This window comes from Streptococcus oralis, from assembly GCF_001075875.1.
Lineage (GTDB): Bacteria > Bacillota > Bacilli > Lactobacillales > Streptococcaceae > Streptococcus > Streptococcus oralis_I.
In genome coordinates this window covers 55,326-77,955 of sequence record NZ_JUOS01000092.1, presented here as the reverse complement: position 1 = coordinate 77,955, position 22,630 = coordinate 55,326, and the positions used below count along the sequence as shown (strand labels likewise).

The window sequence follows — 22,630 nt, the reverse complement described above, 5'->3', positions numbered from 1 at the left end:
GAAAATGATTGAATAATGTGATGAGCCAAAACTCGATTCGGATTTTGAATATCAGATAGTTCTTTTGTTCCTGCTCGTTGTGCCGCATTCTTTTTTGTCAAAAGAAATTCTTCTGTGGCTGTACCCACGTCTGTAATTCCATAAGTGGATACAAGTTGCTTGACCACTCGGCCATCTTTAACCACTGCTGGAAATTCAAGATGTTCATCTTGTTCCAAGAAACTCGTTTTAGATAGATTCTCGATATAGCGTAATGCATTATTTAGACTTTTTGTTTCAGTCATCTCAACCGTCTTTGCTTCGTCCTCAATATATTTTGTAGATCTTCCTAAAGAAGCCACTCCTTTTATCTGAAGAACTTTTGTTACAACCATCGCTCTTGTTCCTTTGTTTGATTTTCCTGTTTTTGGATAAATTGATTGACGGTCTCTTTCAAATGTTTCTGCAATTCAAGAATCTGACTCAATTCATTTAGACTGGCCTGATCATCTTCATTCACCTTTTTTGCGACCTGGTTAATATTGACCCCTATCCGATTTATTTCCTTCCGCAATTCTTTCAATTCTTCAAAATTTAAGATTTTGACCTCGCCCATAATCAACATGATTCGAGCAAAGGCATTAAAATTTGTCATTCCAGATTCTGCAACTTTAGTTGAAATAAACCGAGCTTCCTCCTCCGTCAAACGGATTTTTTTCTGAATCATCCGTTTTCGTTTTTCTCCATTTTTCAAAAATCATCACCTCTGTTCTGCTATTTCTTGGTTTAGGGGCTCAGCCCCTTTTCTTCTGGCAAGCATAGCACTTGGGTACCCAAACGCTGTTTTTAAAAAGGTCAAAGATAGTCAGGGTGTTGCCCCTGACTATTCTTGACTTTTTAAATTTTTGGGGAAATCCCCAATCCCCTAATCCCTGCAAGCAGGAATTTATTTATTTCGAGGAGAAAAGTTTGATTAAACTTTTAAAGTTTCCAACAGAAAATCCATCCCATCAAGCAACTTCATTTTTAATATTTCATCTCTAAGTTTCTCAAATCTTTCGTCACTCATTTCCTCGATTTCTTTAAGCGCAACTGGATACATTTCTACTTCTTCTAGTTCATAGCTTGTTTTAATTCGCATATCCCTACGAAGAATATAGAGACATTCTTTACGTGAAATATGCTGATTAACTTCATTCATTTTGGGCGAATCTGTAGTCTCATCCTCAAAAAATATCTCCATCAAAATATCAAAGGTTTCTTGTTTTAGATTTTCAATCATCTTCTGTTTCTCCTTTTTTGTTTTTCTTTCTGCGAGTTATCGCCTCCATTATTGAGGGCTGCTCAGGGACTTTTTTTCTTCCACCTGCTTTACAGCCTCCGCCTTTTGACTACCTAACTGCTCAGATTTTTCTTTTGCCTGTTGAAGTTTATCTGCAAATTTATCTTTCTTTACGCTTTTATTTTTCACCAGTTCTAACTTGGCATCCATTCGATCAATCAAACTTTTTGCTTCTTTCTGAACAATCTGCAGTTGTTCTACCATATCTTCAAAGCCATTTTTATCCTTCGTCCAGATAGCTAAATATCCAAAACTGTAACTACTAGTATCAAAACCAAAATGATTAGCTACGACATAGGCTACACTTTCAGCTTGTAATTCTTGCTTACGATATTGGTCGTCCCCATATTGTGCATTAGTTCCTCTGTGTAAATCTGAGTGAGCCATTTCATGAAAAATTGTTTTTAGAATATGTTCTTGCCCCTTTAATCCTTTTGAAATGACTATTCGATTTTCATCTGGAGAGTAATAACCATTTGCGCCCTCTCTTTTAATTTCTTCAAAACTGATAGAAACCTGATTATCCATCGAAACTGCTTTTGCTGCTCGATATAAATCTTCATAATCTTTGACAGAACCAGTCAATTCATTAATTGCTTTTGGCAATTCTTTTCCTTCGGTTTGAGAAACATCAAAGACATTCCCTAACTTAAATCGAGTAACTGTGACTTCCTTCTCTTCCATCTCATTCTCAGATGGAGAAAAACTTAACTCATTTTGATTAGCAGAAATTTTAGTTTTCACTTGATACGGAACCCAAATTTTCAGAGCCTTAGAACCCTTTTTAACTGTTCTTTCAAAATCTGTTTTCCATTTATTAAAACTTGCAACTTGGGAAACATTAGGATTCTGCATTTTCAGAAAATGGATATTGTTAAGTGAGTAGTTATGAAACTTACTCATCGTATCCAAGAAAGATTTAAACTGTTCTGAATCCAAATAGTTCTTCATTCCTTCTTTCAAGTGTTCAGCTAAAGCTTTTGTATCTTTATTTGCGACCAGCTGGGAAATGGTTTGTTCTGAACTTTTAGTAGCAACTGCTTCAGTAATAATAGCTCCTGCAGCCACTTCAGCATCTGTCCTTCTTTCTCTATCTTCCTGCTTTTTATGAAGGTTAGAAGCAGCATTGTAAGGATCTGTTCCTTGCAACATCTCATCAGAATTGGAAATACCATCACCATCCAAATCACGATCCCTCTCATCTTTTCGGTTATACTGATAAATTTTTTCGTATGGATTATCTGGTGTATTTTGCGAATTCTTGGCTTGTGTTTTTTCAAATTCATCTCGAATATTTTCGATGGTTTGTTCAACTCTTTCTGATAAATCTTTAATTTCTTTTTGCCATTTTTCTACAAGAGCTACTTGTTCCATTGGAGAATCCTTAACCCCCAACTTCTCAAACCAAGCAGATAGATTTTCGACCTCAACACTATCCATTCCATCAAAAGAAATAAATCCTAGACGACTATCATGACTGCTATCCAAAAAACCAATTGGACTATTTTCTAACGCTCCGTAAGGTACTTGAGATAAAAGTTGATCTGCATAAGGAGTATCTTCCAAAGCGTAACTATACTGAGAAATGTCTAACTCACTTGCTAATCTCTCCAGATGATACTGATTGAATAATGCCCCATCTATCTTCATCAACTCTGGATGCTCTCGCATTTCTCGTGTACCAAGTCTTTCTTTGTGAGCGATTGGGTTAATCTCATCCCCAATATCGTAACGAATACCATCCTGAATCAGTTCACCATCAGGGCTGTACAAGGCAAATTGAACCTTTGTAAAAGGGGTATAGGAAGCACCTTCTACCTGGTTCATTCGATCACTTACACTCGCATGATGTTTGTCGTAATAGATATTATTCTGCTTATATAACTCTTTTGCAAAATCTTGATAAGATATCAGCTCTGTTTCTTTAAAGGGCAACTTAGGCCCATCTGGGCGCTCCTCAGCCCATTGAAGGCGAATCGTATAGTTATTCTTGTCACTCTCATTAGTCTGGAGTTCCTCAAACAAGCCATTCTTCATAATGGATTGCAATTCTTTGCCCCCATCCTTGATGTAGTCCTCATTGATCGATAGCTGTTCAATGTGGCCATTACGTTCACGGAATACAGCAAGAATAGGCGTTTTATCTACAGTCTCCAGTTCTTTGACTAGTTTTGCTCTGGATTGAAATACTGATACTGGTATATAATTTTCTTCTTCCAGGTCTTTAAACAGTAAAATAATATCTTTATCATCAGATTTTATAAGGCTGTCAAAGCGCCCATTATAACGTCTAAGATTAGTTAAATCATCAAAATAGAAAGATGTACTTTCTGTTGCGACTGAAAGATCTGACAAGACGTTGATTTTGTCAAAGGCTGCATCATTATTTGCCAAAAGAATATTATCAAAGTGCCCGTTTCCCTCTGCAAAATCACGTAAAGTTTTTTCAGGTGTCTGCCCTGGTGCAAGTGGCTTAATCCCTGTTAAGTGCATGAAGTGTTTCTCTTCAAAATTCACTTGTACAGTCTTATCAGGGGTGACATAATAAATCTTAGAGTTAGCCAATTCATCCAAATAATACTGCGCTGCATTCTGAATAGTTTGACTACGAATTGGACGATTTAATTTAGCTAATTCATTCGAGGAAATAGAATGATAATGCCCATCATTACTTGACTGAAACTCTTCATTTATGCTAAAATATAATAAATGAGAGGATAACGTAGGACGACTGGTAACAGAGCGTTCAAAGGTACCAACTTCTGGTACGGGTGTGGGACTGCCTTCAGCCTTGGGCTGTAAAGACCCCTGACTACCATTGGTCCTCTCATTTTTTTGATCTTCTGAATTCATATTTTGCTCTTGAGAAGTCTCAAGAGCTTTTTCTGTGCTCTGATTTTTTTCCTGCGCTTCATTAGTATCTCCAACAGAATCGGAAGGCTTTTCAAAAATTACCGTTTTATCTGCATCAATGATCATCTGTTTTTTAGGCTTTACTGAGAAGCTAATATTATGCCAGTTCTTCTTCAGCCATTCCGCATCTTCCGGAGATAAATTGCTAGTATCTATGTTCAATTCAGAACTCTGATCATCTTCTAGAACTACTTCATCTTGCTTTTTTTGTTTGGACAGTAACTTGTTTACCACCTCTTTTTCCTCCTCCGTTTTAGGAAGATATTGAGATGATTGTTCAAATTTTCCTTCTTCTGTCATTTCTAGAGCTACAAAACGTAGCCCTTTTACAAAGTATATATTTGGATGTTTAGCCCATTGTTTGACCTCTCCAGAATCAATTATAGCTTGTGTTTCCGGTTGAATAAGTACTCTATCAGCTTGTTGAGGATTGTTTACTAAATCTTCTTCATGCTCACTGCTATTCTCATGCAATTTCGACATACTATTTTTTCTCCCTCTCTCTTGATTAATAATTGTTTGATATTCTTGACGGACTTCTTCCCTTGTCAATTGTCTATCTGACACAAAGGCTTTTACATCATCTGCAGTTAGCTCTTGCGCTTTTGCAAGAGCTATTTCCTTCTCAAAAAAGCCCTGGTAATGCCAGGACTTTTCATCTGCTATATAAACGTGCGCCAGATTCTTAGGAGCTTCGTTATCTCTCTTCAGGAAATCATTCCAATCTTCCTTCTCCTGGTCTGCCTGAATAATAGGGGGAATCGCAATCTTTATTGGAATTCCCTTCTCCTGCAATCGAGTGATAAAATTATGACCAGCTGCATCATTATCTACAGCCAAGGTAATCATATCTTGATTCTGACCATCTTTAAAATAATTCGTTGTTCTAGCGACAGTTTCAAGGGCTTTTCCAGCATTTTGATCCACTTGATAGGATCTACCGTTCATCTCGGAATATAATTCCATAAATCTTCGACTAATGATACCATCTTTGATCCCATCCATAGCTACTAAGCGGACATCCTGAAGCGTATCCTTATGAAGCTCATAGTAACTCATGAGATCGATTGGAGCTTCCGCAAATACCAAACGTTTAGGGGTGCCAATATCAATTGAAAATCCTAGTTGTCCATCTGAATTTCTCATAATTTGTTTTAAGCGCCCACGTTCTGGATAATGCACTCGATTCTCTACTATTCCCTGGAGACTAGCACCAGCTAAAAAGCCCGTGTTGTCTTTATATTTAAAGACAATCACAGGCTCGAAATAGTCTCCTTTTTTTCGAGTTGCCTCCGCCATACTCCCCTGGCTAATAAAGAAATTAATCGTATCATCTGAAAGGCCTCTATGTGCCTTTAAATAGGTTCTAGAAGCGCTGAAGTCCTGATTCTCGTATCTTTCCAAATTATAGTGAAATGGCTCTTTTGGAGCCATCTGATCTTCTGAATTAACTTGTTTAAATTCTCCAGTTTCCAAAAAATGCATCGCTTCTTTGTAAGAAACTCCTTTTATGGATTGAACTAACTGAATGACATCTCCAAATTCAGTTCTTGAATTCCAGTGAAATTCATTTTTTCTTGCATCGATTACAAATGAATCGTGCTCTGTCCAGGTATAACTATAGCTTCCTGTACGCTTTAACTCTATGCCTAGTTGCTCTGCAACAGAAATAATAGATAATCTTTTGGCTTCTTCTTTACTTAGTGCCATCTGTTACCTCCCTACAATGAAAATTCTGGCCCTTCTTTTTCTGCTACTATATCTTGCCTCTGTTCTTTCTCAAGTTCTTCGGCTTCTACAAAACGATTTAAATCAGGAAAATGGAGTTGAGCTTGTTTTAGCTTATCATGAACTAACAAATTCTTATCGATATGATAGACTGCTTCCTGATGGCCATTAAATCCTTTCTCTAGATCAATATCATCAAAGCGGATAACAGCCAACTCTGTCAAACTTCCCTTATACCAAGCTCCAATCTCACTTTCAAGATAAAACCGAACGGATTCTCTATCTTCCGTCTTTGTATCCCGTAAATAAGCTAGTTCCCATATTTCACCCTGAGAATAACCAATAACTTCTTGAACGATTAACTCCTGATCATTCGTTCCTAAAATCTGGTTAATATCACCTAAACGTGGTACTAGAATTTCCTGTGCTAGTGAGATGACTTCTGAACGATAATCGAAAAATTCATATTCTTCCCTATCTTCGACATAGTTCCTAACGAAATCTGAATAATGAGGGAAATGTTCCTGGAAACTAGGTGAAATCATCCCATAGATATAGGCTTGTCTTAATGTTTCAAACCGGGCTATTTGATAATATGAGGGATCAAGCTTGCCCTCTTGATTCAACAGTTCCTTGATATTTTCTGGAAGTTGAATTGGCTCTGAATCTGGCCAAGTTTTCTTAGAATAGTTGATTACTTCTTCGTAGAGAATCATATCAATCTCTGAACTCTCCATTTCAAGTAAAGTATCTACAATTTGAGCATATTCTGAAAGATTGGAACGATAATCAGTAATCAAGCCATCTTTACGAACCTCCCACTCCTCAACCTGAGCATTTTCTGGAGTTCGTAGTAACAATACCTCCTCAACTTCCAGATCAACTCCAATGACCTGATCGCCATTGGGTAGCTGATCCATCTCCAATTCCTGGATCTTAGCATCTAATTGATCATTAACCTGAAGCAAGTCTTGTTTCAAGTGAAATAATTCTTCTGCATTGGCCTTTAATTCCTCAAAGTAATCTCTGGAGATCTTCACTGGTCGAACCAATAAATCTTTCTCTCGTTGCTCTCGAGGATATGAAAATAAATAGGGAGCAACTTCTTTGAAATCTTGATAATTCATCCATTTTATGGATTCTGTAACAATCATATTTTGGACATCAACGACATCTGTATGAGGTGTAATCCAGCCGGCTAAAGCCAATTCTTTTACTGCTTCAGATAGGGGGTAAGAAGGGATATGTTCTAAAATCCCCTCAAAATAACCAATCCCTCGTGCAGTCTCCTCCTCAACTTCACGCTTCATTCGTTTAAATTGTTTTTGTGGTAATGTATTCATTCTTTATCCTTTCTAACTCACTCTGAGAGGAACTTCCTCAACTTCCTTAATCCCAATATGAATAACATTTTCTTCCCCAACCTGGTCTTTCCACTCATCAATATCACTCAGATAGCGCTTATATCGATACCAATTGTCATCGTTTGGGCCATTGCTTAGGAGATAGGCTCTTGGATGCGTATCCAGGTTAAATTTTTGATCTCGAAAGACATTTTGTTTGGATAGGAAGAGTAGGGCTTCTGTTGTTCCAATTGTAGCAACCTCATGCGGTGTCAATAATTCCCGGCCAATTTTGGAGTTCTGCTTAGAACTACTGCCATTTCTTCCCCTGCTCTCGCTATAGTTCTGATCATTCAAAGTCTGCTTGCCAGATCTCTCAGATAAAGCTCTCAAAGTATCCGGATCATTTGTTCCCAGATAAAGAATAGCCCCACAGTTATTGATAATCGTCTTCGTATTTTCTTTACCGTACAATACTTCGATCTGACTTTGAGATTGCACCATCATCTTGATAGAAATCTCTCGAGAACGAATAACAGAGATTATTGGTGGTAAATTAGGAATCTTGCCAATCTGTCCAAACTCATCCGACTCTATCTGAACATGCAGTAAATCCTTTTTAGACTTTGTTGGATGCTCACCTAGCAGGATTACATCTGCAGTCTTTATCAAGACATCAAAAATAGTACTAAAAAGAAGGGCAGATAAGAACTGGTAAGCTGGATCTACTTCGGGAATATGAATAAAAACGGCTGTTTTCTCAATATTCCATTTTTCAATCTCAAGTGTATCCTTTTCAATAATCTTTCTTAGTTGCTCATGATCAAATACTGAGAATGTAGTCGCAAAAATAGCGTAGACAGAAGCACGTGTTTGTCCATCAAAGTTTTTATTGAATAGATCCCACTGTCTACTAGCATAATTCCCTGGGCTCCTTCTCTCCAGGTCTTCAAACATCAATTCAACCGGACTCTCCGCTTCTGGATGATTCCTTCTCAATTCTCGAATCATATCTGTAACCTGCCCTAAATTAGGCAGATAGTGATCGAGCTGACCATCAAAATAAAGATATCCAATTAAAGAACGCATCAGGAGTTTATTAGCTGCTGGCCAAAAAGGATCTCCCTCATGACCATTTTTGTTGAGAGACTCTGTAATCGCCTCTGCCACACGGTCTATATCCATTTCATTATGAATATATCTAAAAACATTGAAACCATCTGAATTCAAGAAAGTGATTAAATCAAAAATCTTCATCTTATAGCCTTTTTCTACAAGAGACTTTCCTGTTTCATGAATCAAAATCCCTTTGGTATCTGTGGTCACAAAACTAGAATTTCCTTGTAAAATATTCGGTTTTACAAAACTCCGTGTCTTCCAGTCACCCGTACCACCATACACCAAAATATTCTTATTGATTTGATTTTCAAAGCTCAATCGGTTATTAAATAGTCCCATCTGGCTATTTTGAGTGAAAATCATATTCTTTTCAGGTTCTTCATCTCGGAATCTCATCAACTCTTCTTTAGTTGCAAAGCGAGCTGATCCATGTTCCTCCCCATACCTGTACGTACCTGTATCCGTCACTCTCAAATACAGCAAAAATGCAATCAGAAATCCACTCATGCCTATCAATAAAGAAGTTGGTGTGAATTGAAAATCAAACCAAGATTTATCACCCAGATGGTCGCTCATCCAGTTAAGCTTTCCAAGACCAAATACATCCGTTACTGAATCGGTATCTGGTGCTAACAGCCACAGTTTAAAAAGCCAATGAAAGAGATAAAATAGGCCTAATCCTAACAACAAATACGGTCTAAGTTTCCGTTTCTTCTTTTCTGTAATCACTTCATTTTCCCTCCAATCTGTGGTTCGATATTTTCTGGAAGAACAAATTCCTTAGTATGAATGTTTACCTGAAGAGAGTTAATTTTCTCTTGTTCCACTGCTTTAAAATGTTTCAATTTCTCCTCAAAAGAAGTCGTTTTCCCATTTTTAAGGTTTCGCTCATTGAATCCTTTAGGATCTCTTGTAATTCCTTCTAGGACATCCTTAAAGGCTTGTTCAACAACACCTTTATCTTTTGCATTAAAAGCAAGGGTTGTCTTTCCATCTGGATGAGTATAAAAAGAAAAGCCAATCCCGTATTGGCCCAGTTCTTTTCGAACTGCCTCGAGATTGACTTCATTATGTAGTAATTGCTGGACTTCTTTTGCATCTGCTGTTGCCATGAATTTATTCCAGTCTGTATCACCAGTAAAGACTACATTCTCTCCTCTGGCTTGATACATTTCAACTGCTTTAGAGCTCACCAGGAAGAGTCCTTTTAAGATTACTTCTCCTGTCACAAGAGTTGCCCGTCCTAACTGGGCTACAACTTGTTCTTGTTCCATTTTAGCTCACCTCTTCAATTTTGTAATAAAGATCCTTCAATTGAGTAGCTTGAGAGTCTTTCGCAAGAATCTGTTGTTGCAACTCATCGATCCTATTTTGGCACTGAGCAATTTCCGCCTTTGCTTCCTTGATAAAACCTTCGTTAGATTTGATTTTATTTTTAATAGATTGCTTATAAGTAACCGTCTGAGCCTCAAAGCTATCAATAACCTCTGAAGGCATATTTACTGCAGCTGCATGAGAAAGAGAGAAGGAAGATTCAGCCTTTTGATTAGGAAGCGTTTTATTCTCTTTCTGACTAAATGTAGCAACAACTGGTGCTACTTCTTCTGCAGCTACATCCTGTGTATTTTCATCTTGTGAAGGTTCTACTCGTTCTTCCTCATTTTCATCTAATCTACTGAAATGATCTGTAGTCCATTCACTAGAAGAATAGGTAATTTTATCTTCCAAAGGCACTTCCTCTCTAACCTCATCTTTAGTCTTCTGAGAAACTAGCTCAGCAATTCTTTGACGAGCCATATTCGCCTCTGTCTTTACCGTTAGATCTTCTAGTTCAGGATCTGGTTCTGGTTGGAACTCGGGTTGGGGTTGGGGCTCTGGTATGCCTTGTGAGGACTTCTTTTCTTTATGTTTTGCTAAAAAATGAAGAAAACCTTTCTTTTTCTTCCCAACACTCGTACCAAAATTCTCCAGCAACTGATCAATGATTCCAACAAAAGGTATTTCAAGCCTCTCTTCTTGTAGGATTTCACCTTCAGAAGTGAGTGAATAAAGTCGATAGATTCCGTTTACTTTATTACTCTTCATTCGCTCATTGATGATTTCTAGCCTTGATAACAACTCATCTCGGTGCTCAAATGTTTCCTCTTGATTAGTCAGTTGATTGATAATTTTATACATGGTTCACTCCTTGGTTACTTGATTGTGCTGGAAGAATGAGTTCCTTCATTTCCTGGTAGGATAAGCCACTTTCTTCTGATAGTGCCACAAAAAGCTGCGCTTCCAAATCTTTTTCTTGATTTATGTAATTCTTGATTTTTTCATCTGCTGCTTCTTTTTGTTGTTGCGCTTTTTTCTTATCTTTCCTAACTCTCTCAAGCTTACCTTCAAGTTGTTCTATTTTTTTATTCATTCAATTCTCCTTATTGGTTACTACTGGTTGCGGTTGTTTGTTCAGAGGATGTAGATGTTGTGGTTGATGAAGAGGATACTGGAGTCGAGCTTGAACTGCTAGTATCTGAATAGGTGCCTATACTTTGCCCTTTTGCTTCAGTCAAGACAATAGGTTCAATTTTATTGACCAATAGTTTACCTGATTGTTCTACATAGGTCAATCGAATGGTAGCCTTAGTGATACCAGTAAGCCCCTTAGAATCTCGATTATCTTTTTCTGCTAAGGTTGTGCTAGAATATTGAATCTGAGCCAACGCAACTTTATGTGTTTTATCAATGTAGATAGAGCCTGATTCATAAGATTGGTCAACCACATACCCCTTATAGGTCTGGTTAACTGGCTTTTGTTCTTCTTGAATGGTTTCCTGATACATAGAATCAGTCATAAAAGGCTTATAACGTGGACGATTCTCTTCTAAATCCTTTTTGGTATAGTAAGCAATTAGAAAGTTCTCGACTTGCTGTTCAGTAAGAGATAGTTGTTCCTGTTGTTTCTCTTCTGGTTTCTGTTTTGCCTCTTCCTGAACTTGACTATTCTGTCTCAAATTCTGTTGTACTTGAGCAATAGAATAGCCCAGGATAATACATAAAACGGCAGCGACTCCGATAAGGAGTCCCTTTACCATTTTGATTAACTTTTGATTATACATTCTTTTCCTTTCTTATTTAGGGGTAACAAAATAGATGCCTGATTGTGGTGTCAAGGTTCGCCAAGTAGTAAGGTATAAACCAGCAAAGTTCATTTCTGACATTAAGAAGCTACCATCACTATTGACGTACTCACAGAATCCAACGTGACCATAGATTGGTGATGCTCCAGCTACACCATTCATGAATACAACTGCAGAACCTGGTTTAGGGGTTGTTGAAATTTCATATCCTTGAGCTTGACCACTATCAACCCATTGATTGGCATTTCCTAAATACGGATAAATTCCTGTTCCAATCTGAGCAAAACGGTTATAGACATACCAAGTACAATTTCCTAGTGCATAGGCATTACCTGGATAACCTTGACCCTCTAGAATTGCTTGATCGGTAGGGAGTCCATACGGAAGTTTGTCTTTATACTCTGCTGGAACTTGTTGGCTCGAAACTCCTGTCGAACCTCCTCCTTTATTTTTTAAGAAATTTAGCCATTGACGAGCTGCAGTTTGTCGCTCTAGAAGCTTATTACCTGGTACTCCCAACCAAGAATTCAAGAAGTCCTCTGCAAGAGCTTCTACGGAACCTGTTGAAGTTACAATTCTTTTAAAAGCTTCTCGTCTAAGTGGATCATCTGCTTCTAATAGGAATTTAGTTTGAACTTCCGCAGACCAAATATCTCCATTCATATCTTTTGCAAAATTCCACAATGCAAGAGCACGGGGGCCAGTAAATTGACCAATCCCAATCCCGATATAGTGTAAACCATTGACCAGGTATCCTCCTTTATTTAAACGTAGATTCGGATACATAGCCTGGAAAGCATCCCAGTTACCAACTAGATTTTCTGCAGTTGGCTCTTTAGCAACTTTATCAAACTGATTATTGGTTAGAAAGTCTGTCTCATAACGTTTAAAAGTGATGGAACTCTCAATATCAAATCCACCCAAAACGGCTGCAATTCCTTCATCTGTTGCTTCTGGTATATTCTTTTTAATCGCATCTGCAAAAGCTCTCGCACGTTTTCCTTTCTCTCCAGATGTTTCAATACTACTCACAACAGACGTTGCTTGTGTGTACTCTACACGCTGGAAGTAAAAACCGACATTGACATAAGTCCAACTCTTTTCAACATTACCGTCTTTATCTTTCTTATTTAAACGATCAGGTTCTAGTTTTTGATAATAGACCGTTTGATTTCCTTCAGATGCCACCTTTCCTATGATATCTCCAGATTTGACATGATCTCCTGTTTTGTAACGAATCGTATCTACATTCTTATACAGGAACTTGGAATTCTCATCACTGATTTCTAGATCATTACCATTTACTTCAACTTTCCCATCTAGAACTGCTAATAGAGTTTGCCCACCTGTGGCTTGCAAAACAGAACCATTAAAGATCTCCGTCTTAGTTTTATAACCAAAACGCTCAATAATCTGAAGGGGAGCTTCTGATTCAGGTTGATCTTCTGTATAAAATGGATTATCTAGCTCTTGTAGCAACATATATTTTCCGCTATCTCGAGCAATTTCTAAGAGTTCTTTATACTCTTCTAACTCATCCTCACTCAACTTGTAAAGGTCATTTTTAGTATAAAGATCTTCCATTGTTTTAAGATTATCTTTATCCCCATTCAAATTCTTCCATAAGGTATCTAAGTATAGTTTCCCACGAGTATTTTGAGAAAAATACTTGTTCCCATCTATACGAAGTTTATCTGAAATATCATCATACTTATAATTCAAGTACAAAAGCGGATCATCAATTTTTGTCCAATAATCTACCTTATCATTCGATTTTTCACGATCCAATTTTGAAAGATACAACCAGGTATCATTCATATCAAACTCATCTTGACGGGTAATTCCTGAACTACCAATACCAAGTATTGCCAGAAACAAAAGCAGACCAAAAGCAATCAGATAAGCCTTAAAACTAAACGGATTTTTGATAATAGCTTTAATCGGTTTAGATCCAAAACGATAGACCTTTCTAGCCTTCTTAGCAGCCTTCCCTGTCTTAGATGCAGCTAAGCGTTTTCTATAAGCCTGTATCTGTCGAGATAACTTCCCTTCCCAAGAAAATTCTCTTGGGGTTCGAGTGAAGCCTCTCCCTTTAGACTTATTGTAGAATCTATTTCCTAAACCATAGCTTGATTTAACTACTCCTTGGCCAAGCTTACCGCTATACTTCCCAATCGTTTTAATACGTTTTCCTTGAATCTGAATATCCTGATACTGATTCTTAGTTCGTGCTATATCTGAAAGGGTATCATCCTGATGAGCTGTAGAACTAGCCTGTTGATTAGCAACTCGTTCTACAGATTGTTTGGCTGCACGAAGAAACTTCTTCTTCCGTGATCCACCATTAGCCTCTTGAGCGACTTTAAAAGTTCTTTTAGAAGTTTTTTTCTCCAGTTTCGCCTTATCTAATTCCTGCTTAAGGAAGGCTTGTTTTTTATTGTTCTTATCCAATTCCTGCTTAAGAAAAGCCTGCTTCTTGATTTCTTCTGGACGAAGAGCCTTCCCTTCTTTCCGAAGCTCTCTTTCCTGTTTCTGGATATTCTTATACTCTTTTTGGATTTTTTTGACCTTGGCTCTTGAAGCTCTAAATTGTTTATGACTATTCTTAACAATGCGATTCGTAGAACGTGATTGTGACTTTAGTTCTTTCATTCGCATAGCACTATCTTGTTGAACAGTGCGGTAATTCTTCCGAACTTTTTCCAGCTTCTGATCTATCTTATGACCGATTGTTTTTGGTCTGCCTTTCTCCTGATCCATAGTGAGACTCCTAAGCGTCTGTTGCGACTAAGTTATATAACTTAGTATTCTTAGGTATTGGATTTTCAAATGGCACTACAACTGGCCCTGCTACAATTAAGCCAGTACCTTTAGCTTTTGGTCGAGCCAAGTAGCGAATCTGTTTGTCAGTCAAGTTAACAATCTCTTTTAAGATAGCCAAATCCTGGGGTTTTTGTTTAAGTAAAATCATGAACTCGCTGTTTGAGAGCAATTTTCGACCTTCTTCAACAGCAGCTAGAGTTTCTACGTTCTGGGTAATTCCTGTTGGAATCGCACCGTATTTCCGAATACGTGAATATAACGTAGTAAAGAAGTCTGCTTGAGCCTTATTTTTAAATAGAATCTGCATCTCATCAAAGTAAACCCATGTAGTACATTTTCCTTGATTCTCTACAATTTGATTCCAGATATAATCCTGAATAACCATCAAAGCGAACGGCTTCAATTTGTGCGACAACTTTTTCAAGTTAAAGATAACAAAGCGATGATTAAGATCCACGTTTGTATTGTGAGCAAAAATATCTTGAGAACCTTTTGTATAGGTTTCTACCGCCAAAGCTAAATCTTGAGCTTCTGGCTCTGGTTGTTCCATCAGTACCTGGTGCCACTCTTTTAACGTAGGAGTAAAATCCTCTGTCAAATAGCGCTCATAAGTCACACCTGTTACCCGGTCAATAATCCCAATCTGTGCATCTGTTACCTCAGATAGAATCGATTCAAATAATCCCATCAACAAGTTTGCCTTATCTCCAATCGGATCGTCATCCTCATCGTCCAAACGATCTAGATCCGGTAGATCTAAGAGATTGATATGTGTTTTAGATCCAATCGAAATATCCACCATCTGAGCACCAAAAGCACGGCCAATATCAGAATATTCATCTTCGGGATCCACAATGATTACTCGATCTTCTGGATATTTCAGCAAAGTTGGAATAACCTCTCCACCCTTAATCGTAGTAGATTTACCAGATCCAGAGGAACCGAGCACAACACCTGAACCCGTATTCAGATCACGTTTTCGATCCAGTGTAATGATATTATTCGATAACTGATTTTGTCCATAGTAGCGAGCAAGTGAGCTGTCAGACTTTAAATCCACGTTAGTAAATGGAACTTGTGTAGCAATATTAGCTGTTGTCATCTTTCTCATGAAATTCTTCTTCACATTTACGAAGCACTCTCCGATAGGTAGAATCGTATTTAGAGCCTCTTCCTGGTAATAATAAAGATCTTCAAATTCTACCCCTAGCTTCCGTCCAGCTCGCCTAATCTTCTGCTCATTACGTTGTAGTTCCTCCTGGCTACCTGCCTTAAAATACACTGCAATAAAACCAGAAAAGATTTTCTGATCATACTCAGTAATCTCATCTCGCCACTTCTTGGTAGCTTCTGAGATTTCTTGGTCACGACCAGCAACCACTGCATCATCAAAGATACCAGATTGAGCAGCCTTACGTTTAGAACGTAGCTTCCCAATTTCAGCATCTGTTTCTGCATCGTCAATCTTCTCTAAAATTTCAACATTCTCATAGGGCTCTGCATGGATAGTAATGGCTAGTTCAAATCCCAGTGTCGTTAAATCACGAATGAGACGATCAGACATCCAGTTAGGATATCGGTGAGCATAGAGTACCTTAGCCCAACTATCATCAATAATCATCCGTTTTTCTTGAAACTCAATTCGGTTCGGAGCGATAAATGATTTCGTTGATAACCCAGATAGAGCAATCTCTCGATAATCAAAATTGACATACGGGTTTCCTCGTAATAGTTCTGAGAAGACCTTCAGGCGATCCAGACCATTCATTTCCTTAAATGTAATATCAGATTCCTGAAATTGTGTTCCCAGGGAAACTCCAATATCTTGTAGTAACAACTGAGCCTGTTTTCGATCATCAGCGTTCGTTGAAATGGTCACATACTTATGTACCTCAAAGTTGTTAGCGTGTGTCGTAAATCGCTCCTTGATCATCTCATTTAGCTCATCACGATAGTCATCGTAGCCATCGTTTGTTTCTTCAAACAAGATATTCTGTAAGGAGTTATCCGATACTCTACGGTTAATTACTAAGAGTTGATAGTTACTGCCCTCATCCAGTGAATTAAGAGCATCCATTGTTGTATCGATGATGTTCTCTTTTTCATCTTGTTGAGCAGTTGAGTAAGAAGCATCCCCCAGCATGAAGCTACGAGAATACTTCTCACGTGCAATGTGCATTAATCCATCTTCATGGAGCAGCGTATAATTGATGGTATTTTGTGTCGTAGGCTTCATCTGACGACGCAAGCGCTCAATTCTTTTCTTTTCTGCGTTTTCTAGTTTTTCTCTTTTGCTTTTGAATAAACTCATCTTTCGTATACATTCCTACCTTTCCAAATTCTGTCTCATAGGTTCTTTGTTGGATTCGGAAAAAGAAATTGATTTTTTCTTTAATCCGCATTCGCTTAGTCATACCCGTACCGTACATTGCCCCAGGAACTACAAATATAGCATCCCAAAGATAAATGTACCAATCAGGTAAACCAAAGAAATAAATAGTAATTGTCCCTGAGACAGCTATTAGCAAACATACGTAGAGAACAATCATTCTAGTAGTTAAGCCAAATAGAATAGGCTTGTCCTCAGTTTCAAATTCTCTTAAAAATTCTGATCCAATTTTTTTCAATTATTTTCCTTTCATATAAAATAAGATCGATCAATTCTAATTATTCTAGATATGGATTACACTCCTAAAAGTTGCTTAGCTTTTCGACTAGATCCAACCATTACAAAGATATAGATAACCCCCTTAGCAATTGAAGCAAAGGCTGTTCCCCATGAATCACTGGAACCAGTCGTAACCTTAAGGATATCTGTTGCCACAATCGAATCATATACAACAGAAACAATAATTAGGATGACACCAATAAGGGCAGAGGCCGCAAAGTATTTCAAGAAATTAATCGTAACAGATCGTAACGAGTCCATCATAAAGAACGCTACTAACAATGGAGCTATAGCTTTAAGCATATACAAATCCAAGTAACGTAGGAAAACAATAATCCCTAAAATTATGTTAGCCACTCCACTTACAGCTTTTCCGACTAAGGTAATGATAGTTTTTTCAATCATTCCTTTCCCACCAGAAATATTAGAATCAATGGTTGTTTTAACGGTAGGTGTTACATGAGCAATCACTTTCACAACAATATTAAGTAATTCCAGAATGGCATCACAAATCTGAGATGAAGCAGAGATCATAATGAAAGCAAATAAATATTTCATTAAAGCCTCTAACCAAATCTTCTGTGTTAATGCACCTCCCCTTGACTTGACCATTTGTGACCACGATGCCATTTCAAACCAGAAAAAAAGACCTAAAAGGATATACCCAATAGGTCTAACGGCATCAGCCATCATATTTACAGCTTGATTTGTAGCAGAGCTATAACTAGAAAGAGAGCTTGTTAGCTCTCTAATATCTAAATTCATAGGCTACTCCTAAAATTTTAGTTGGGATAGCGAAGCGACGACTGCTGCGGCAATTCCTGCAGAAGCCACGGCCAGAAATGCACCATTAATCATAGAATCAGAACCATCATCCTGTCTTTGCTTATCTTTATTCTTTCTTCCTTGGATATAGTCAACTGAACCATTCCAGATCCAAATAAGACCTGTAATTGTTCCAACTACGCCTAGACCAGTAATAATTTTTGTAATGATTTCCATTTTGTTTTACCTCTTTTAATTTCATTTTTTTATAACAAAAGGCACTGCAGAGATTTCTACAGTGCCAAACACAATACTATTTTTATAATTCTTCAAATTCTTCACGATAAATCGTCCGAACAGTAGCTACTAGAATACTGAGGCCAATAATAATTGGAACTTCAAAATTCGGATATGGGAAAAATAACCCTCCTCCTTTTGGTGCATCAACCACTTGACCAGCAGTAATAAGTGAATCATGAGACATTCCTAAAATATGCGGTGTATACCATCCAAAAATATTATCAATTATGTTTTCGCTTGGGAAATTGAATAGATGATGAATGATTGCCATTCCCCCAATCAATACGATTGTTATACATATTTTAGCTATAACCCACAGAATAAACATACCAATAGTGGATTTTACAACATTAATACACCAAAGAACGATATAAAAGGGAGCTGTAAAAATTCTAATGATAGCCACCCATAACCAGGAAAAATCATTGCCAAATTTCATAATCCTACTCCTCCACGATTTACCGTTATTATACCATAAAAATAGCTTATTTCAAAGGTTCCTAGAGTATTCTAAGCCTCTTTTTTCTTACGCTTGCTGTAGAGCAGGCCTGTAGCAACACTTCCCATTGCTAGAGCAGCCAATAGTAAATCTGCAGAATCCTTCTCCCCTGTTGAAGGCAAGCTTCGTTCTGGTTGAGTTGCTGGTTGTTGCGGATGTTCTTCTGGAGTTTTTGGATCTTCCTTTTTCGGTTGTTCTGGTTTTGGATCTTCCTTTGGTTCCGGTTTTGGATCTTCCTTTTTCGGTTGTTCTGGTTTTGGTTCTTCTGGAGTATGAGTCACAACTGTATTGGAAACAATTTCCACACCATTAACCGTATGATAGTAAGTATTTTCTACTGTTCCTGACTGAATACGTGTCATTTGTAGATATACTTCTGCTTGAAACTCTGATGTCTCTAAAATTGACTTCAAGAATGTATCATCAAAGCTAATATCTACTTTACCTTTATCCTTGTCTACTACTTGACTTGTAAACTTAGTTAATTCATCACCAGCTTTGAATTTTTGGCCATCACTTGTTTCAAAATCTACAGCCGCAAACACTTGATAAACACTCTTATAATCATCATGTGTTTCATCGTAATCATCGCTAAATTTATACTCAAACAACTGTTCTGAGCGATCTTTTGGAATCAATGAACCAACTAATTTATAATTAAATGTTTGATTCATCTTGACCTCTTTTCCATCTAAACTTTCCTTGCTTAAATGGTCGATCACTACATCTTTCTTCGGTTCAATCTTTGGAACATTATTGACTACTGTTTCAGTTACATAGGCCATCCCAAAATCAATTTGATAGGCTGTGTTCTCATACTTACCACCTGTTTGACCCAATTCCTTCTTAACAGTCATTGGATTAGTAATCGTCAGAACTTCTCCAGTTTGAACGTAGGTCTTGTAGAATTCCTCTGGATTCTCTGCCTCAAATACTTGAATCGCTCCTTTCGGAGTGAAATTGCTAGACTTCAAGGCTTCTTGTACACCTGATGGAGCTTTTTCTAGACTTTCATAAAGAGCCATTTTCAAACCTTTAACCACTTGACCTTTAGAATCAGTCACTTGAACACCATCTTGATTGATCGTAACAGCTTTTTCTGGATAATCATCAACGATGTAGAAGCCTTTACCAATACGATCTTTATCTACTTCAATGCCCTTGTATTGGCTATAATCTGCAGTTACCTTGTAGTAGTTTACAGATCCTGCCAAGACTTGTTTCCCATCGATGTCGACACCCGCCTTGTTCAGATTCTTCTTGGTTGGTTTAACAGTAGGAACATTATTGACAACTGTATCAGTTTGATATCCGTTACCGAAATCAACTTGGTAAGCCGTATTCTCAAATGATTTTCCTGTATTTCGCAGTTCTTCCTTAGTTACCATTGGATCAATAATTGTAACGGATTTTCCTGTTTTGATATATTGGTTAAAATAGGCTTCTGGATCATCCACTAAAAATACTTGGAAAGCTCCCTTAGGCTTAATTTCAGAACTATCTAGAAAGGCTTTAACCTTATCATTATCAACAGATTCAATAGAATCGTACTGATACACTGAAATACCAGAAACTTCTTTTCCTTCACTATCAATATAACGAATATCTGATTGATTGATAGTCACTGCTTCTTCTGGATAATCATCAATTGCACCAAAGCCTTTTAGAATAGCATTTGGATCTGCCTTTATTCCCTTATACTGATCATAATCCAAGGTTATATGATAGTAATTTGTTGAACCAGCTAGAACTGTTTTACCATCAATGATAACACCATCCTTATTATGATTGTGTTTGAGAGGCTTGATTAAGTTGTTATTTGGATTGTCAGGATCATTCGGTTTACCAGGTGTTGAAACCTGAACAATATTTGAATAACTTTCGTACTTATTGTTGATCTTCAATTGGAAGTTATTCTTATAAGTTGCACCATCATTCGTAACCTTACCTACTAAAATTGGAGCTGGAACTAGCACTTCTTTACTTAAATCTTGATTAAGCTTAGATTTCAAACTTTCTAAGCCTTTCATGCGAACAACATGGCTCGATTCGTCATAAGTTAATTCAAAATCTGAACTAGCCTTCTTTGAAGCTTCTACATCTAGTACAAAACCTGAAGGTAATGCATCTACAATTTCAAAGTCTGTAATAGCTTCACGATTAGCTGGAAGAGGCTTAGTTGTTAATTCCCACTGTACTGTTGAAAGCTTAGGCACATAGCTTTTATCAATAGATTCACCTGCAGAATTCTTTACAAACTTTTCTAGGTTAGGTACTGCCTGTAAACGAGCATATCTAACTCTAACAGTTGGAGCTGGCAACGAAGACGGGAGCTCTTTTTCCTTTGGCTCCTCAGGTTTTGGTGGTAGTGCTTCCTCTACTTTCCCTTTTGGGGAACTTGGTAGAGGAGTTTCCTTCTCGTATGTTACGGCAGCAGGTTTTGGCACGAAAGAAACCTTCTTCAATTCCGCTCCAGATCCCAGAATTGTAAACACAACATTTTGAGCATTTCCTCTCGCATTCTCCGCATCCCACTCGGCTGCTGTTCTTCCCTCTCTAGATCCTGGAGAGGAAGTGTGGAGATAAGTTAGGCTAGATCCATACCCTACTGAGGCAAAGGAAGCTCTAGGAATATCTGAAGCATCATTTACACCTTCTTCAACTCCTCTCATAACTCGTCCATCAAAATTCAAACCAGAGCCACTCGGATTAATAACCATTCCACGACCAGATGAACCATAACTCAAATTTGAGCCTTGACCCCAATCGACATCTGAAATCACAGTTCCGATTAATAGAGAAGCTGGTGTTGTCGTTCCTTCAATATAAAAATCAAAAACCATTTCCAAACGGGTATGATTATTATAGACAAAGTAGAAACTTCCACCATCTCCACCCTTAAGATAAATATCTGGATCTGTCACAGGAACACCATTGCGAACTTCGCCTTGGTAGTCACCTAAATCAGAAACTCTGACTTTGGCCGTTACCTTTCTACCATCCGTAAGAGTTCCAATATTGTGAATATAAAATGTATCTCCGACTTTTGGAGCTTTAATGACATCGTAAGCTCCTGTAACATCTTTGCCAACTTGAGTTCCTTCAGTTCCTGTTACATAAGTGTCTGCATGATAGCCTAAAAATCCTTCCATGCTCTCTACTTGGAGATCATCATCTGGTACAACTGTAAAGTCACCATAATACTCCATCCCTCGACCAGATGAGTTAAAGCCTCCATAGACTTTGAAACCTGTATCAGATCCGAATAAAGGCTTACTTGTTTGAATTGCCTCTTTCTCAGCTTTAGCAGTTGCTAGCTTATTTTTATATTCTGTCAAAGAAGTTTCATAAGCTGCTTTCTTAGCTTCATTTCGTTTTCGGATTTCTGCATTTTCTTGATTGATACGATCAATTTCTGCCTGATTAGCCTTCTGATTTTTCCCATTCTCTTCACGGATTTTCGAATTTTCCTGATTGATACGCTCAACTTCAGCTTGATAAGAAGCTAAATCATTTTTATATTGCTCTTTCTTTGTAGCATTTTCTTCTTGGATTTTCTTACGTTCCGCTTGATTCTGTTTTTTATCTTCGAGATATTTTTTAGTAGTTTCCGCAATACTACCCGCTTGTGTTCGATAATCGCTTTCGACTTCCTTTTGCTTTTGATCCAACTCAGAAACCGAACTCGCTGTACCTTTATCTACTACAGAATCAAATTCTACATTCACCCCAGCTTCCTGTGCCTTTTTAACAGTTTCATCTAAACTTGAATGTGAAATAGAAACTTCTAATGAACCTGTTTTTTCTTCACTCTTTCCTTGGTTATCTGTAGAAATACTACTTGGATTCGTCTGCGCATAGGGAGCATTTGTGGCTGGATTTTCAGTTCGTTCATCTGCTCTAACCGGACTAGTCATCAAGCCCAAGGCAGCTAGACCAAGAATTACTCCACACGTTCCCCATCGTCTTGTTTTTCGGATTGAACCGATTGCTTGTGTCTCGTTATTAAATTTCATTCATTCTCCTTTT

Annotated in this window: 16 protein-coding genes and 1 pseudogene; all 17 read right to left on the bottom strand. The window is 37.7% G+C overall.

Going from position 1 to position 22,630, the window contains the following annotated elements:
* Window positions 1–374, bottom strand: a pseudogene (locus ADM33_RS05760) (relaxase); the annotation flags it as partial.
* Window positions 365–706, bottom strand: a complete 342-nt coding sequence (locus ADM33_RS05755) for a plasmid mobilization protein (protein ID WP_065429211.1) — start codon at window positions 704–706, stop codon at window positions 365–367. The gene ADM33_RS05755 and the pseudogene ADM33_RS05760, both read right to left, overlap by 10 nt.
* 246 nt (window positions 707–952) lie before the next feature.
* On the bottom strand, window positions 953–1,261 hold the full coding sequence (locus tag ADM33_RS05750) for a hypothetical protein (protein ID WP_049503674.1): 309 nt from the start codon (window positions 1,259–1,261) through the stop codon (window positions 953–955).
* A 48-nt stretch (window positions 1,262–1,309) separates the two neighbouring features.
* Window positions 1,310–5,944 carry a PBECR4 domain-containing protein gene (locus ADM33_RS05745; protein ID WP_049503672.1) on the bottom strand — a complete coding sequence of 1,545 codons (4,635 nt, stop codon included), beginning with the start codon at window positions 5,942–5,944 and terminating at the stop codon, window positions 1,310–1,312.
* 11 nt (window positions 5,945–5,955) lie between these two features.
* Window positions 5,956–7,305 carry a hypothetical protein gene (locus tag ADM33_RS05740; protein ID WP_049503670.1) on the bottom strand — a complete coding sequence of 450 codons (1,350 nt, stop codon included), beginning with the start codon at window positions 7,303–7,305 and terminating at the stop codon, window positions 5,956–5,958.
* 12 nt (window positions 7,306–7,317) lie between these two features.
* A complete protein-coding gene (locus tag ADM33_RS05735) occupies window positions 7,318–9,153 on the bottom strand; it encodes a VirD4-like conjugal transfer protein, CD1115 family (RefSeq protein ID WP_049503668.1) in 1,836 nt (611 codons plus the stop codon).
* A complete protein-coding gene (locus ADM33_RS05730; RefSeq protein WP_049503666.1) occupies window positions 9,150–9,698 on the bottom strand; it encodes a DUF3801 domain-containing protein in 549 nt (182 codons plus the stop codon). Before ADM33_RS05730 ends, ADM33_RS05735 begins: the two co-directional genes overlap by 4 nt.
* Before the next feature lies 1 nt (window position 9,699).
* Window positions 9,700–10,602, bottom strand: coding sequence for a hypothetical protein (locus ADM33_RS05725; protein WP_049503663.1), 903 nt, complete (start codon window positions 10,600–10,602; stop codon window positions 9,700–9,702).
* Window positions 10,595–10,834 carry a hypothetical protein gene (locus tag ADM33_RS05720; protein WP_049503662.1) on the bottom strand — a complete coding sequence of 80 codons (240 nt, stop codon included), beginning with the start codon at window positions 10,832–10,834 and terminating at the stop codon, window positions 10,595–10,597. Before ADM33_RS05720 ends, ADM33_RS05725 begins: the two co-directional genes overlap by 8 nt.
* Window positions 10,835–10,844: 10 nt before the next feature.
* Window positions 10,845–11,525: a hypothetical protein gene (locus ADM33_RS05715; RefSeq protein ID WP_049503660.1), complete on the bottom strand. Its 681-nt coding sequence runs from the start codon at window positions 11,523–11,525 to the stop codon at window positions 10,845–10,847.
* 12 nt (window positions 11,526–11,537) lie between these two features.
* The gene (locus tag ADM33_RS05710; RefSeq protein WP_049503659.1) at window positions 11,538–14,306 is read right to left on the bottom strand and encodes a phage tail tip lysozyme; all 2,769 of its coding nucleotides are present in this window, start codon (window positions 14,304–14,306) and stop codon (window positions 11,538–11,540) included.
* Window positions 14,307–14,316: 10 nt separating this feature from the next.
* On the bottom strand, window positions 14,317–16,680 hold the full coding sequence (locus ADM33_RS05705; protein ID WP_049503657.1) for a VirB4-like conjugal transfer ATPase, CD1110 family: 2,364 nt from the start codon (window positions 16,678–16,680) through the stop codon (window positions 14,317–14,319).
* Window positions 16,622–16,996: a hypothetical protein gene (locus tag ADM33_RS05700; protein ID WP_049503655.1), complete on the bottom strand. Its 375-nt coding sequence runs from the start codon at window positions 16,994–16,996 to the stop codon at window positions 16,622–16,624. The genes ADM33_RS05705 and ADM33_RS05700 overlap by 59 nt, the downstream gene beginning before the upstream one ends.
* Before the next feature lie 56 nt (window positions 16,997–17,052).
* Window positions 17,053–17,595, bottom strand: coding sequence for a conjugal transfer protein TrbL (locus ADM33_RS05695; RefSeq protein WP_239684815.1), 543 nt, complete (start codon window positions 17,593–17,595; stop codon window positions 17,053–17,055).
* Between the two features lie 216 nt (window positions 17,596–17,811).
* Window positions 17,812–18,039, bottom strand: a complete 228-nt coding sequence (locus ADM33_RS05690; protein WP_049503652.1) for a hypothetical protein — start codon at window positions 18,037–18,039, stop codon at window positions 17,812–17,814.
* 82 nt (window positions 18,040–18,121) lie between these two features.
* Window positions 18,122–18,541 (bottom strand): hypothetical protein, encoded by a 420-nt coding sequence (locus tag ADM33_RS05685; RefSeq protein WP_049503650.1) that lies wholly within the window; start codon window positions 18,539–18,541, stop codon window positions 18,122–18,124.
* Between the two features lie 71 nt (window positions 18,542–18,612).
* Window positions 18,613–22,617, bottom strand: coding sequence for an SspB-related isopeptide-forming adhesin (locus ADM33_RS05680; RefSeq protein ID WP_049503648.1), 4,005 nt, complete (start codon window positions 22,615–22,617; stop codon window positions 18,613–18,615).
* Window positions 22,618–22,630 lie beyond the last annotated feature (13 nt).

Excerpts from the sequence above, each read along its gene's own strand:
- ADM33_RS05745 (WP_049503672.1), bottom strand. The coding sequence starts at position 5,944 with ATGGCACTAAGTAAAGAAGAAGCCAAAAGATTATCTATTATTTCTGTT.
- ADM33_RS05710 (WP_049503659.1), bottom strand. The coding sequence starts at position 14,306 with ATGGATCAGGAGAAAGGCAGACCAAAAACAATCGGTCATAAGATAGAT.
- ADM33_RS05730 (WP_049503666.1), bottom strand. The coding sequence starts at position 9,698 with ATGGAACAAGAACAAGTTGTAGCCCAGTTAGGACGGGCAACTCTTGTG.
- ADM33_RS05680 (WP_049503648.1), bottom strand. The coding sequence starts at position 22,617 with ATGAAATTTAATAACGAGACACAAGCAATCGGTTCAATCCGAAAAACA.
- ADM33_RS05740 (WP_049503670.1), bottom strand. The coding sequence starts at position 7,305 with ATGAATACATTACCACAAAAACAATTTAAACGAATGAAGCGTGAAGTT.
- ADM33_RS05690 (WP_049503652.1), bottom strand. The coding sequence starts at position 18,039 with ATGGAAATCATTACAAAAATTATTACTGGTCTAGGCGTAGTTGGAACA.
- ADM33_RS05725 (WP_049503663.1), bottom strand. The coding sequence starts at position 10,602 with ATGTATAAAATTATCAATCAACTGACTAATCAAGAGGAAACATTTGAG.
- ADM33_RS05750 (WP_049503674.1), bottom strand. The coding sequence starts at position 1,261 with ATGATTGAAAATCTAAAACAAGAAACCTTTGATATTTTGATGGAGATA.
- ADM33_RS05695 (WP_239684815.1), bottom strand. The coding sequence starts at position 17,595 with ATGAAATATTTATTTGCTTTCATTATGATCTCTGCTTCATCTCAGATT.
- ADM33_RS05715 (WP_049503660.1), bottom strand. The coding sequence starts at position 11,525 with ATGTATAATCAAAAGTTAATCAAAATGGTAAAGGGACTCCTTATCGGA.
- ADM33_RS05705 (WP_049503657.1), bottom strand. The coding sequence starts at position 16,680 with ATGAGTTTATTCAAAAGCAAAAGAGAAAAACTAGAAAACGCAGAAAAG.
- ADM33_RS05755 (WP_065429211.1), bottom strand. The coding sequence starts at position 706 with ATGATTCAGAAAAAAATCCGTTTGACGGAGGAGGAAGCTCGGTTTATT.
- ADM33_RS05685 (WP_049503650.1), bottom strand. The coding sequence starts at position 18,541 with ATGAAATTTGGCAATGATTTTTCCTGGTTATGGGTGGCTATCATTAGA.
- ADM33_RS05720 (WP_049503662.1), bottom strand. The coding sequence starts at position 10,834 with ATGAATAAAAAAATAGAACAACTTGAAGGTAAGCTTGAGAGAGTTAGG.